Below are 13,553 nucleotides of genomic sequence, written 5' to 3'. Positions count from 1 at the left end.
GGCGGGAATTCTGACGTGGCGCGCGTTAGTGCAGCCGACAGTGCAACGGTTCTCGCTCCTGCATCACGGAATCATGAGTCCACCGTCGACGGCCAGCGTCTGGCCGGTGATGAAGCGAGCCCCGTCACTCATCATGAACACCACGAAAGGCGTCATGTCGCGATCGGGGTCGCCGAGCTTGCCGCCGAGCGGGATCAACCCGGCCATCATCGCGTCGTGCGCCCGCAGGGCATCCGCGTCCATTCGTGCGCGGTGGGCGTCGTACATGGGTGTCCACATGCCCGGCGCAGCGGCATTCACGCTGATGCCGTGTCGCCCCCACTCCTTCGCCACCGTTCGGGTCCAGCCGAGGACCGCCGCCTTGGCGGCCGAGTAGTGGGCACACCCGGGCAGCCCCATGACCCCCGCCGCGGAGCCGAAGTTGAGGATGCGACCGCCCTTCTCCCGCAGATGCGGAAAGACGGCCTGGTTGGTGTTCAGGGTGCCGCGCGCATTGACGTCGAATATGAGGTCCCAGTCAGCCTCGACGATCGCTTCGGCCGGCGCCGCGCGCTCGACGCCGGCGATGTTCACCAGTCCGTCGAGGCCGCCCAGCCAGGCGACAGCCTGCGCGACGATCCTATCGACTTCGGCACGCTCGCGAATGTCGCAGTGGAAATACCTCGCCTCGCCCGAGGCACCCGCATTGGCGCGCGCCACTTCCGCGCGGCCGGCCTCGTCATTCACATCCAGCGCCGCCAGCCGCGCACCGGCCGCCACCAGTCCGCGCAGTGCACTCGCACCGATGCCCCCTGCGGTGCCGGTCACGATGAGGCGTTTTCCGCTCAGCTGCATGTCCTCTCCTCCTCTTGTGGATGTTCCTCGCGGCGCGCGGGAGCCCCGTTGTCCGTGTCGATCTGCCGGGCCTGCAGGCCCCCGAGACCGAGCGCCGCGGCCATCACCCAGAACAGCATGGCTGCGCCGGCACTCGCCCCAATGGCGCCAAAAAGGAGGGGCATCACGGTCATCGAGGTGTGCACCGTCATCGAGCGGAAAGCCAGCGCCTCGCCGTGCCGCTCGCGTGGCGTGACCTGATGCAGCGTCGCGAGAATCGTCGGTTGGATCGCGCCCAGCGCAAGGCCGAGGGTCGCGGCGCACAGCGCCATGGCCCATGCACTCTGGAGCAGTGGATACAGCACGAACACCAGACATGTGATGAAAAGCGCCCCCGCAAGCAAATGGCGTCGCGGCAGGCGTTCGGCCACAAACGGGATCACGACGCGCACCGACATCGACGCCACCGCATAGGCCGCCAGCACCGCCCCCAGCGCCGATGCGCTGAAGCCGCGTTCGACCCCGAGAATCGGCAACGCGAAGCCATGCACGTCCCAACTGGCCGACACCAGCCAGTTGACGAGGAGCAGGCGCCGGACCGACGGCAGGCGGAGCAGGCCCCACGCGGACGGCTGCTTGCGGTTCAACGCGGAGACCGGCGCCCGGCTTTCATGTGGGACCGCCTGGGCGATCACCAGGGTCGCGAACGGAAGCAGCGCGAGCGCGGCGAACGCCGCCGAAAAGCCGAGATGATCGATCAGCACGCCGGCCATCATCGGCCCGAAAAGTCCCGCCACGGCCGGAGCGAGCGCGATCCAGCTGAACACGCGAAGCCGATCCGCCTCGTCCCGCGCGAATCGGCTGGCCGTGCGCTGGATCGCGATCATGCCGAAACCCGAGCCCGCGCCGCACAACGCAGCGGCCGCACACAGGGCAATGAGATGGGGTACCGACGCTGCGAGCAACGCACCCGCGAGCGACAGGCCGGCCGCAATGCGCACCGGCAGATGGTAGCCGTGCCGATCGGCAAGCCGTCCGGCCGGGATAGCGAAGATCGCGGGAAAGAGCGCGAACATCGTCATCACGAGCCCCACCGCCCACTCGGAATGCCCCAGCAGAAGGACGCTCAGCGGCGCGGCCAGGCGAGCCCCCTGCACGCAGGCGTGCAGTCCGACCTGGCATGCGACCAGCGCCACCAGGGCGCTACGCATGGATGCCGGGGAAACACCGCGCCCATTCACGCCCGCACCTCGATCCCCGCGATCGCCGCTTCGAGCAGGCGCAGCGCGGACGCATGATGCTGCGCGCCGGTTTCCGCCGGTGCCTTGCCTGCGCAGGATCGCGCATGGCTCGCCTCGAGCATGATGCCGAGCTTGAAGCGTGCCATCGCGACGTACCAGTCGATCGCCGACAGGTCGCGCGCGCTGCGCTGGCGATAGTGTTCGATGAGTTCGGCAGTCGAGGGAAGACCGTCGGCGGGCGCGATACGGATGGTGCCGGCGCCCCGCCCGTCGCGGTCGGGCCAGGTCGCGACGAGCCAGCCGAGGTCGAGCAGCGGATCCCCCAGCGTCGCAAGCTCCCAGTCGATGATCGCTGCAAGCGCCGGCCGGTCATGCCGGAACATCACGTTGCCGAAGTGATAATCGCCGTGCATCAGCCCCGGAACGTTGGCTGCCGGCACGTGCGCTTCGAGCCAGTCGGCCACCTCGCGCACACCAGGCAGCGCCTGCGGCCCCGGCCAACCGGGCTGCTCCGCGCAGCGCTCGAGGTGCATGAGCCAGCGCGGCACTTGCCGCTCAAGAAACCCTTCCGGCCGCCCGAAGTCCGCCAGTCCGACCGCATCGGGCGCGACCTCGCCCAGGCGCAGCAAGGCATCGACCATCGACAGCCCCATCGCATGGCGCCACGTCGGATCAGTGGCATAGAGCCCCCGGAGCGGCGTGGGCGTTGCGGTAAAGCCATCCACCGGAGCCATCAGGTAGAACGGCGCACCGAGCACCGACGCATCCCTGCAGGCAGCAATCAGGCGCGGGTGTGGTACCGCCGTGCCGGCAAGTGCTCCGAGCAGCCGCGCCTCACGGAGAAAGGTCGCGTGGATCTCGGGCTTTGCGCCCGGCGGCGGGCAGCGCAGGACGTACTCGGCGCCGTCCCGAAAAAAGCGCAGCAGGACGTTCTGCGTGCCCCCGGTGAGCGGCGTGACCGAGTCGATCGCCCCACTACCCCGCCCCTGCGCATCCATCCATTCGGCGAGTCGTCCGAGATCGACCTCCGCCGCCCACCCGTGAGCGCTCATCCCAGCACCGCGCTGAACTTCGCCCGTGCAGCGGCCTCGGCCGTCGGCCGGTGATAGTCCGGGAACAGGTCCTCACAACCGGTGTACTCGCGCAGCAACTGCTTGGCGACGGTCACCTTGTGCACCTCGGTCGGACCGTCTGCGAGCCCCATCTGGTAGGCGCGCACGATCAGGCCGACGAAGGGCATCTCGGACGACACCCCTATCGATCCATGCACCTGCAATGCGCTCGACGCGATGTCGTGCAGCACCTTGGGCATCGTCGCCTTCACCGCGGCGATGTCCTTGCGCACCTTCATGTAGTCCTGGTACTTGTCGATGCGCCAGGCAGTGCGCATGACCAGCAGGCGGAACTGCTCGAGCTGGATCCACGCATCGGCGATCCTCTCCTGCACCATCTGCTTGTCCGCGAGCAGCGAGCCCTGGGTGCTACGCGACAAGGCCCGCTCGCACAGCGCGTCGAGTGCCTTCTGCGACTGGCCGATGACGCGCATCGCGTGGTGCACGCGCCCCCCGCCGAGGCGCACCTGCGCGACGACGAAGGCCTCGCCGGGCGCGCCGAGCATGTTTTCCGCCGGCACCCGCGCCCGGTCGAAATTCAGGTAGCCATGAGTCGCCTCGGGATCGTCAGGGACGCCGACGTTACGGACGATCTCGATTCCCGGTGTATCGGCAGGCACGATGAACATGCTCATGCCCTTGTAGGGCGACACGGTCGGGTCGGTGATCGCCATGACGATGTAGAACGCGGCATAGCGCGCGTTCGACGCAAACCACTTCTGCCCCGAAATCAGCCAATCGTTGCCATCCTGTTCGGCTCGCGTCGTGAACACTTTCGGATCGGCGCCCCCCTGCGGCTCAGTCATCGCAAAACAGGACACGATGCGGTTGTCGAGAAGCGGCTCGAGGTAGCGCGCCTTCTGTTCGGGCGTGCCGTAGTGCGCGAGGATCTCGCAGTTTCCCGAGTCGGGCGCGTGCGCACCGAACACGATGGGCGCGAACAGCGCGCGACCGAGGATCTCGTTCATCAGCGCCAGCTTGACCTGGCCATAGCCCGCCCCGCCGAGTTCCGGTCCGAGGTGGCAAGCCCACAGATTCCTGGCCTTCACCTCGCGCTGCAGCGGGCGGACCAGCGCCTCGAAGCGCGGATCGTGGATATTCCAGGGACTGCCGAGGACATGCTCGAGCGGCTCGATCTCCTCGCGCACGAAGCGGTCGATCCAGTCGAGTTCCTGCTGGAATTCCGGGTCGGTCTCAAAATCCCATGCCATCTTCGATCTCCATCAGGCGAGCAGCAGGCCACCGTCGACCAGCAGGGTCTGGCCGAGCATGTAGGACGCCAGCGGCGAAGCGAGGAAGAGCGCCGCACCGGCCATCTCTTCCGGCGTGCCGAGGCGGCCGAGGGGAATATTCTTGAGCGACGCCTCAAGGCGCTTGGGGTGATCCGTCGTGATGCGGGTAAGCTTGGTCGCAACGAGCCCGGGGGCGATGCCGTTCACGCGGATGCCGTCACGTGCCCACGCTTCGCCCAGCGTGCGGGTAAGGCCGTAGGCCCCCGTCTTGGAAGCGTTGTAGGCCGGGGTGCCGACCGTGGAATGGAAGGCCGCGGCCGAACTCACGATGATCATCGATCCGCGGCTCTCGGCGAGCATGTCGTGGAACTTGTCGCCACAGGCCATGAGGCTCACGAGGTTCACATTCACGACCTCCCGAAAGGCCGGCACCTTGAACTCCTCGCGGTTGTAGCGCACCGTGCCTTGCGAGCAGATCAGCACGTCGAGCCGCTCGAACGGCACCGGCGCGCACGCCACCGCATCGGCGTCGGCCACGTCCACTTGCGCATACGCGAGTCCCTCGAGGTTCGAGTCGGCCGAATCCGCATAATCGGCGGCGGTCGGTCGCGTGCCCCAGACGTGGACGCTCGCCCCGCGCCGACGGAAGGCCTGCGCCATGCCGTTGCCGATCCCGCTCGATCCTCCCACCACGAGTACCGTCTTGCCGCTGAAGTCCAGTTCGTTCACGTGTTCGTTTCTCCTTCGTCCATGCGTCAGGGATTGGTCACGGCCGCGGCGACCATGCTTTGAATCTGCCCTTCGTCGAGCCCGACCGATCGCCACACCCTGTGGCTGTGCTCGCCCAGCGCCGGCGGTGCCCGGTCAAGGGCAAGGGGCAGGTCGCAAAAGTTCCAGTACGCGCCGACCTGTTCGAGGTGCCCATACACCGCGTGCGGATAGGCGGCGTGCAGCCCCGCCCGTCGGCAGCCGTCGTCGTCGAGAAAGCTCAGACCGGGGTTTTCGAGCGCGGGCTCGCAAGGCACCCCCGCCGCGGTCAGACACTCGCAGGCCGTCTCGCGGCTGAACGCCGCAAACCAGGCCTCGCGATCGTTCCCGGCCAAGGCGGCGAGCGCCCGCGCTTCCTCCGGCCGCAGCGCGGCGACAGCCAGCCAGCCGTCCGCGCAGCGATACAGACGGTGATCCGGCGACACGCCGGTCTGCGACGCGTCGAGGTGATCGATCGGGGACAGACTGCCGTCGGCGCGCATCACGGCCTCGCCCACGGTCAGAAGCGTCGCGCCGAGGAGCGATGCCGCCACCGCCTGTCCGTCGCCCGTTATCTGCCGCTGAAAATGCGCGAGCAGGAGTGCGAACACTGACGACAGCGCGGCGAAGTAGTCCCCGACGCCGAAGCGCAACCACATCGGCGGCCTCCCCTCGCCGCCGCATTCCACTTCCCAGCCGCAGGCCGCCTGCATCAGCTGGTCGAACCCGGGCCAGTCCTTGCGCGGTCCCAGCGGACCGTAGGAGCTGATGTGGCAATACACGAGCGCCGGATTGATCGCCTTCAGTGATTCGTAGTCGATACCCAGCTTGTGCGCGGCCGGCAGGCGGACGTTGTGATGAACCACGTCGGCCCAGCGCACCAGCGCCGCGAGTGCCAGTTGTGCGGCCGGATCGCCGAGCTTGAGCGTCGCACCGAGCTTGCCACGCTGCGTGCCGGAAAAGATCCGTTCCAGACGGCGCATTGCATCGCCACTGGGGGGTTCCACCTTGATGACTTCGGCGCCGAGGTCGGCGAGGAGCTGCGTCGCGAAGGGCCCCGCGAGGTAGGCGCCCAAGTCGAGCACCCTGAGGCCAGTGAGGGGTGCGCTCCCCGGCTGCCCCTGCGGCGCGCCGTCGAATGTTTGCGCGCGCGGGAAGCTCCAAGCCGGGTCCGATTCAAGCGGCCGCAACCCGCCGCGCAGGCGCGGGGGAGGGTCGGTGGTGTACGCCGGCCCGGGTTCGAACACGCGGCCGAGGACGGGATCGTCCACCATCACGACAAATCCGTTGGCACGCGCCTGTTCGTCGCGGTATATCTCGCCGAAAGGGGCCGCCACCTGTGCGGCCACGTCGTGCTGCCAGAAGTGTTCGACCCATTCCTGCGCAGGGCGCGTGGCAATGATTGCCCTATTCGCGCCGAAGTTTGGCGCAACGTGGCTGGGTGGATATTTCGCGTTCTCGGCCGCGACCGCCTCGGGCCCCATCGCTGCGAGCGCCGCTGCCATCCAAGGCGCCTTGTCCGGCGAGTAGTGCACATGGATCCAGCGCCCGTCGGAGCATCGGTGCAGCGGAATAGGCGTCGTCTTGTCGAGCCCTTTCGCGAACACCGGTGTCGGCGTCTCGGCTCGTGACCAGTGCATGCTCATCGGTGCGAGCGCGGCCTGGGCGAGGCTGGTGTGAGCCGCCCCGCCGCGCCCATCGCGTCGCCGTGCAATCAGACGCGCCATCACCCCGATGACGCAGAACCAGGCGGCGAGCCAACTCGCGAATGGCATGCGGACGAAGATCGGGCCCGGCCTATGACCAGGTTGCTCGTCGAGCAGACCCAAACGCGCGAGCACGAGCGATTCCCGCGGCAAGGCCTCGGCGAGTGGATGCCGGGATGGCCAGGCGGTGATTGCCGAGACAACAAGCTGCGGGCATGCTGCAGCAAGCGCGTCGTCCGCCAACCCCAGCGCTGCCGCACGACTGGGTGTGAAGTCGTGGATCAACACGTCAGCGTCGGCCAGCAAGGCATGCAGACGCCTGCGCTCATCATCGCAATCCAGGTCGAGCCCGACCCGACCCTTTCCCCTGTTGAGAACGGAGAACAAGGCCGTTCCCTGCTCCGCATCGACGCCCGGCGCTTCGATGCGGATGACTTCCGCACCCGCCTCCGAGAGCTGCAACCCGGCCGCCGGACCGGGGATGCCGCGCGCGATCTCGATGACGCGGATACCGGCGAGGATGCCTTCGTTCATCGCCCTACTCCGCGTACGCCTGCTGCACATAGGTCATGCGTCCCCCCGCGAGCATCAGCGCACAGAACATGTTCAGCTCGACGATCTGGGCGGTGGAAAAATGGCGGCCGAGCTCGGCGAATATCGCGTCGTCAATAGCCATGTAGTCGGCCGCAAAAAGCTCGGCGTATCGCAGCGCAGCCTTCTCGTGAGGCGAAAAACGAGCATCGTCCGTGCTCAGGCAGGCGATATCCTCCTCGCTCACCGCGTCGTCCTTACGCGCGAGTTGGCACGCCTTGCAAGTCGTGATCGAGGCGATCCTGAGCCGCACCAACTCGCGGAGGCGGCCGTCGAGCACGCCACGCACGTGCATTGTTTCCAGGGTCGCGAGCCAGGCTTGGGCAAGCTCGGGGCGATGTGCCCAGACCTGCACCGGGACGGTGGAACTCAACATGCGGTTGGCGCACCCCCGCGCCACTGCGTCCGCAAGCGGGGCAGGCAACGCATCGAGGGGAAGGGGCTGGATTCTCGCCATGGTGGGTTCCTCGGTATGGATGAACAGGTGCCCGGCACAGACGCCGGTCAGGACACTCAGGCAATGCTGCAGAACTGGGACGAGCCGCCCAACCCCGCACGAAGCGCTCGATCACGGAGCCGGGGGGCCTCACCGATGAACGCCCTCTCGTCGTTTTATGAGCAGTTTTTGCGTTTCTGTTTAAGAATACAACTCACCCCCTCCCGAAACAAGAACGGCGTGATCTGACCGGGTGTCAGAACACGCCGCCCCTGACGTCAGGATGCAGAGAGGACGCTCGAGATCGCCGGTTTTTTCGGACCGCACTGCTGTTGCCCGTTCAGGGCTGACGAATGAAGTAGCGCACGTGGAGCTTGCCGCCCTCTTCGAAGCGATAGAGCTCGATGGTTTCGATCGTCACATCGGTCCCCTTCACCCTGTTGCGGTTGTGACAGGCCGCCTCGCAGCCATTGATGATCATCGCGACCTCCTCGATGTCGATCTTGGCGTTCTGCGCGGTCCACATCGCTTCAAGCACCGGCCACCCGTCAGCGGGCGGTCGACCGACGTATTCGATTGAGAAACCGCCGGGCGCGACCTCGCGGTAAGCCGCCAGAAAACCTTCCTTGTCGGAGGCGTTCCATCGCGCAAGCTGTGTGTGCAGGAAATGCTCGATGGCCTTCGCGTCGATGCTCATGGGAGCTCCTTTTTCGTGTCTCGTGTTCATTGGGCGCGTCAGAGTTCGCTGCCGCGCACATTGCGCGCGCTGCCGTTGCGGCGGTCCGATTCGCCCCAGGCCATCCAGCGATCCGGCTCGCGCGTATCACCCACACGTCTCCAGCGGCCTTCCTGTTGCGCGGTGATCGGGAATCCCCCGACAAAGTCCATCATTTCGCCTTTCGGATCAGGCAGGAACTCCCACTCCTCCCGGCCATCGACCACGATGCGGGCAGTTTCGGCGAAATAACTTCCCTCCTTGTGCCGCACCTCGCCCTCGATATCCGTCGTGCAATAGATCTCGCCCTTGTGGTTCTGGAAGATCGCGTAGCCCAGATTCTCGTGACCGACCATGAACGAGCCGGCATCCCAGGTCCCGTCCTTGTAGATCGTCGCGAACGACCACCAGATGACGTGCATCTTGTGGTTCACGACGAGGTCCTTCTGGAAGTGAATGGCGCCGCCGTCGGCCATCCACGCCTGGTCGAGCGCGATGACACCCTTCACCGGACGCCCCTCGCAGATGCCGGACACGTCGTAGAGTTGCGACACGTAGAAGGTGCCCCAATCCTCGCCGGGCAGGTACCACTGCATGCCGTTGCCGATAAGCGGCCCGCCGATGTCGAGAAGCCCCTCCTCCTTCCAGCTGAAGCGCTCACCCGACGCGGTAATCAGCCACGGCTCGCCGGGTTCGCCGTCCAGGCTGGACCAGCAGGCGGTATCACCTTCCAGCCAGCGTTTAGGGAACATCGTCATCGCGCGAGGCAGGATCCTTTCCTTGTCGACGCGGATGTGGCGCTCGTCAATCCGGGTGGACTGATAGATGAACTTCGTCGGGTTGGGTGAACTGCCGGGCGCATTGACGGCACGGACGAAGGAATAGATATGCCCTTCTTCGTCGCGCACGCTGCCGAAGGGCATGTGCTTGGTGAGCTTGAGCCCGAAATGGTGACGCAGATCCGCGAGCTTGGCACCGCTGACTTTCTGCGGCCCGACCAGGCATTGATAGGCGAAATCGCCCCGCTGAGGAACGGTCTTGAAAATTCTCATCGTTGAATTCCGGAAGGGTTCGGGAAGCCGCCCGTGCACGCGACGGGCGGGAACGGTGCCGTAGTTCAGTCCCAGATCACATGCACGTGGGACGCGCCGCGCAGCTGGGCACCTTCGATGACCGGAGCGGGCTTGTCCGGGTCCAGCCGCAGGTTCGGAAAGAGATCGAGGATCGCGTTGATCGCGCAATTGAGCTCCACCTTCGCAACGAACTGCCCGATGCACATATGCGGGCCGAACCCGAAACCGAAGGAAGGCTTGAGCTTGCGGTCGATGTCGAACTGGTCCGGGTTCTCGAACACCTCCTCGTCCCGGTTCGCCGACACCACCATGCACTGCACGAACGACCCTTTGGGGATCGTTACGCCGTGCAGTTCCACCTCCTTGGCCGTTTCACGCACCTTGAAGGTCGCCACCGGCTCATAACGGACGGTTTCGTCGATCAGCTTGGGCACCAGCGAGCGGTCGGCCCTGACGCGATCCACCAGCCCCGGCGTCGTCAGCAGCAGGGTCATGACAGAACTGAACGTGCGCGTGGTCGTCTCGCCCGCCGCCGGCAACAGCGAGCGCACGAAGGTGATGACCTGGTGGTCGTCGAGCCTCTCGCCCTCATATTCGGCGCGCAGCAGGCGCCCGATGATGTCGTCGCCGTGGGAGCCCTCGGCACGGCGCTTGACCACCACCTCCTGGATGGCGTCATAGAGCAGCTTGACCGCAACCCCGGCATTACGGCGCGCCTCATCAATCTTCTCGGGATCGACCTGGTTGCCTCCGACCATCGCCAGCGTCCATGCCGCGTACTTCTTGTACTTCTCGGTGTCGTCCGTCGGGAAACCCATCAGCGCATACATTTCACGGATCGGGAAGTACAGGCCGAAGTCCATCAGATCCGCCTTCTTCTGCGGCACCATTGGCTCGAGGAAGTCCTTGCGGATCACGTAATCAATCTGGCCCCGCCACTTGTTGACCGTATCCGGCATGAACGCCGGTTGCAGCAACGCCCGTACCCGCCGGTGCTGCTCGCCGTCCATCGCGAGAATGATCAGGCCATCGAAGAACGCCCCCAATCCCTCGGCAATGAATCCGTTGGTGTAGGTGTCGGCATCACGCAGCACGTTCATCACGTCCTTGTAGCCGAACAGCGCGAACGTGGGCCGAGTGCCCTGCTTGAGGCCGGCGTTCGTCGGCACGCCGAACTGCTTGATGAAGTCTCCGACGTAGATCGGGGACTTGCCGCGCATCTCCCGGCACGCAGCGTGAATGTCGCCTTTGCCCTTGTAGGTCTCCGATACGGCCGTGTATGCAGTTTCGAGGTCGAGGTTGAGGATATCGGTGCTCACGGTTGTCTCCTGTGTGGCGCCCGTTGCTGCGGTTATCGAGGAACAACCGCCAGACACATGCGCATTTTGTGCAAAAGTGTCCACATCCTAACCATCAAATCGAAGCGGTGGCCGATTCGGCAGCGACTGTCGTTTGACCTCGAGTCAACTGCGCTAAGCTTCGCGGACAACGAGCGGAAACGAAATCTCCAAACATGCCCAGCCCTTCCCGAAACCCGAGCAAGTCGACCGAACGCGCGGCGCCCGATAAGAGGGAGACCTTGCGCCGCATCAGCGCTGCGGCGCGACGGGAATTCGCCACCAAGGGATTGGCAGACGCCCGCATCGACGATATCGCCCAGGCCGCCGGCGTCACAAAACAGCTCGTTTACCACTACTTCCGGAGCAAGGAGGAACTCTTCGCCTGCGTACTGGAAGACTCGTCCGCGACGACCATGGGCGAACTCGTCGCGGTAGAACTGGATCACCTGGCGCCGCGTGACGCGCTGCGCACACTCCTCAACCACATGATCCGGCCCTATTGCGATCCCATGCTGAGCGCGCTCGCACAGGAAGGGATCCGCTACCACGAGAGCCATGCCACGCCGCGCAACAGCTTTGTCGACCTCGCTCCCGAGCTCAAACACAAGATGCGCAGCGTTCTCGCGCGCGGGGCCCAAAGTGGCGATTTTCGTGCGAACGTCGACCCGAACCTGTTCCTCGCCGCAGCCGCGCAGGTGACCACCAGCGCCTTCGTCAGCCGCTACACCGTCGTCACCCTGTGCGGCTTGGACGTGGCGAACGCCGATGACGCCTACACATGGCGACGCTTCGCGGTCGATTTCGTGCTGGCCGCCGTCGAGTGCGAGCGCAGCGACCAACATCCGCTCACGCGGCCCGACGCCCCACCGAAAACGCCGCCCGACGAGGCCTGAGAGCGCCGCCCCGCCTACGGGGCGCGCGCCACATCAAAGCGCGAGGAAACGCTTCACCCGATTGGCGGCGATCCGTCCCGGCAAGCCGTTGACCCCACCGCCCGGGTGGATGCCCGCGCCTCCGAGGAAGAGTCCCGCAACCGGCAGGCTGTCCCCACCCAATCCCGCGGCCGGCCGCATCAGTGCGGAACGCGTGGTGCTAGTATCCACATGCACCACGCAGCCGCGATGCACATTGAGCCGTTTCTCCAGGTCCGGCGCGGCCTCGACCCGACGACCGATCTCGAATTCCTTGAGACCCTGCATGTATTCGGCGGCCTGGTCGATGACCGTCTGCCCTACCCGGTCTCTGATGGCATCCCATCCTTCGCGCGGCTCGACTGGCGTCGCAACGGGATAGAGGTAGGCCACGTCCTGCCCCTCGGGCGCCTGCCCAGGATCGACAGCGGTCGGCACCGTGATCCACATGTAGGGCAGCTTCGACACCTCGCCGCGCGCGGCGCAGCGGAAGTTGTCGAGCACGGCATCGGAGGTGCCGATCAGGAGCACGCTCTTGCGCAGACTCAGCCCGTCGGCCCGCAGGGATTCGATGCGGCGGTAGCTCACCTGGCTACTGAGCGCGACATCGACCTTCAGTGGCGATGCCCCGTGGCCGTTGGCCGGCGCAAGCGCTACGCGAGTTAGCGTGCGCCGATCGAGCGCCCCGGGGGTAACCATTTCCAGCGCCATCTTCGGGTGGATCGACGCCACCACGGCTTTCGCCGACAGTACACGTCCGTCCTTGAGTCGCACCCCCTTCGCCCGACCATCGCCGGCAATGATCTCCGCGACCGGCGCAGACACCAGAATCTCCCCACCCAACTCGCGCAGCCGGGCCGCCAGCGCATCCGACAACGCCTGGGTCCCCCCCACGGCGCGGCCCAGCCCGAAGCGATGGATGAAGCCCAACAGCGCGAAATAGATCCCCGTCGCGTCGTTTGCGATGGGTCCGGCCGCGCCAAGCAGGCAGCACAGCGCCGACTGTACGACCGGATGCTCGAAGCGCTCCATGATCGACGTGTACGCCGGACTGCCGATGAGCGCCATGATTTCCGGTTTCAGATTGCGGTTCCTGAAGACCGCTTTCAGGGCCTGCCATTTCGCGCCGAGGTTGCGCTGCGCAGGGTCGACACGCATCATCGGAATGGCCATGTCGATGAATGCATCCACGAGCTTCATCAGTGCCAGGAACTCCTCCGCGTCTCGCGACGAGAAGCGCCGAATCTCGGCCGCAGTCTTTTCCTGCTCGCGCCAGAACACCAGCGAATTGCCATCCGGATGGACGTACACATATCCGGGAGACATTTCGACCTGACGAAACCCATGACGTTCGAGCTGCAGCTCCTGCGGCATCATGGGATGAACCCGGAGCGACATAAGATCAAGCGCGCAGGGGTTGATCAGATGCCGGGGCGCCTCCGGAATCAAGTAACCGCTGGAGGCCATGCCGCCGATCTTCTCGCGGGCCTCGATGACGACGACACGTTTGCCTGCCTCGGCCAGATAACAGGCGGCAGCCAAGCCATTGTGCCCGCCACCGACGATCGCCACGTCATAACTGTTTGCGCCACTCATTCTGTCTCCCTCCGGGGTGTGCCGGATGCGCTTGTTGGTG

12 protein-coding genes are annotated in these 13,553 nt (G+C 65.8%); 1 reads left to right on the top strand and 11 read right to left on the bottom strand.

The genetic code is table 11. The features are described from left to right. Positions 1 to 63: 63 nt before the first annotated feature. The 10 genes from U5817_RS08470 to U5817_RS08425 all read right to left on the bottom strand — a co-directional run bounded on the left by U5817_RS08470 (position 64) and on the right by U5817_RS08425 (position 10,985). Positions 64 to 834, bottom strand: a complete 771-nt coding sequence (locus tag U5817_RS08470; protein ID WP_018990584.1) for an SDR family NAD(P)-dependent oxidoreductase — start codon at positions 832 to 834, stop codon at positions 64 to 66. Further along, on the bottom strand, positions 825 to 2,009 hold the full coding sequence (locus U5817_RS08465; protein WP_407280404.1) for an MFS transporter: 1,185 nt from the start codon (positions 2,007 to 2,009) through the stop codon (positions 825 to 827). The genes U5817_RS08470 and U5817_RS08465 overlap by 10 nt, the downstream gene beginning before the upstream one ends. 41 nt (positions 2,010 to 2,050) lie before the next feature. Further along, positions 2,051 to 3,106, bottom strand: a complete 1,056-nt coding sequence (locus U5817_RS08460; RefSeq protein ID WP_407280403.1) for a phosphotransferase family protein — start codon at positions 3,104 to 3,106, stop codon at positions 2,051 to 2,053. Beyond that, positions 3,103 to 4,377: an acyl-CoA dehydrogenase family protein gene (locus U5817_RS08455; protein ID WP_407280402.1), complete on the bottom strand. Its 1,275-nt coding sequence runs from the start codon at positions 4,375 to 4,377 to the stop codon at positions 3,103 to 3,105. The genes U5817_RS08460 and U5817_RS08455 overlap by 4 nt, the downstream gene beginning before the upstream one ends. A gap of 12 nt (positions 4,378 to 4,389) precedes the next feature. Next, complete coding sequence (locus U5817_RS08450; RefSeq protein WP_096447434.1) at positions 4,390 to 5,127, bottom strand: SDR family NAD(P)-dependent oxidoreductase; 738 nt, start codon at positions 5,125 to 5,127, stop codon at positions 4,390 to 4,392. 26 nt (positions 5,128 to 5,153) lie between these two features. Continuing rightward, positions 5,154 to 7,385 carry a CoA transferase gene (locus U5817_RS08445; RefSeq protein WP_407280401.1) on the bottom strand — a complete coding sequence of 744 codons (2,232 nt, stop codon included), beginning with the start codon at positions 7,383 to 7,385 and terminating at the stop codon, positions 5,154 to 5,156. Positions 7,386 to 7,389: 4 nt separating this feature from the next. After that, the gene (locus tag U5817_RS08440) at positions 7,390 to 7,899 is read right to left on the bottom strand and encodes a carboxymuconolactone decarboxylase family protein (RefSeq protein WP_407280400.1); all 510 of its coding nucleotides are present in this window, start codon (positions 7,897 to 7,899) and stop codon (positions 7,390 to 7,392) included. 319 nt (positions 7,900 to 8,218) lie between these two features. After that, entirely contained in the window at positions 8,219 to 8,575 is a 357-nt protein-coding gene (locus U5817_RS08435) for a nuclear transport factor 2 family protein (protein ID WP_407280399.1), read from the bottom strand. A gap of 38 nt (positions 8,576 to 8,613) precedes the next feature. After that, the gene (locus tag U5817_RS08430) at positions 8,614 to 9,645 is read right to left on the bottom strand and encodes a hypothetical protein (RefSeq protein WP_407280398.1); all 1,032 of its coding nucleotides are present in this window, start codon (positions 9,643 to 9,645) and stop codon (positions 8,614 to 8,616) included. Between the two features lie 65 nt (positions 9,646 to 9,710). Then, the gene (locus tag U5817_RS08425) at positions 9,711 to 10,985 is read right to left on the bottom strand and encodes a cytochrome P450 (RefSeq protein WP_407280397.1); all 1,275 of its coding nucleotides are present in this window, start codon (positions 10,983 to 10,985) and stop codon (positions 9,711 to 9,713) included. A 194-nt stretch (positions 10,986 to 11,179) separates the two neighbouring features. Here U5817_RS08425 and U5817_RS08420 point away from each other — a divergent pair, with 194 nt between their 5' ends. After that, on the top strand, positions 11,180 to 11,899 hold the full coding sequence (locus tag U5817_RS08420) for a TetR/AcrR family transcriptional regulator (protein ID WP_407280396.1): 720 nt from the start codon (positions 11,180 to 11,182) through the stop codon (positions 11,897 to 11,899). Positions 11,900 to 11,932: 33 nt separating this feature from the next. Here U5817_RS08420 and U5817_RS08415 read toward each other — a convergent pair whose 3' ends face one another. After that, positions 11,933 to 13,513, bottom strand: a complete 1,581-nt coding sequence (locus U5817_RS08415; protein ID WP_407280395.1) for a phytoene desaturase family protein — start codon at positions 13,511 to 13,513, stop codon at positions 11,933 to 11,935. Between the last annotated feature and the right edge of the window lie 40 nt (positions 13,514 to 13,553).

The organism is Aromatoleum evansii, from assembly GCF_045689615.1.
Taxonomy (GTDB): Bacteria; Pseudomonadota; Gammaproteobacteria; order Burkholderiales; family Rhodocyclaceae; genus Aromatoleum; species Aromatoleum evansii.
Note: the sequence above shows the minus strand (reverse complement) of the source record. Positions and strands in the feature narration are given on the sequence as shown.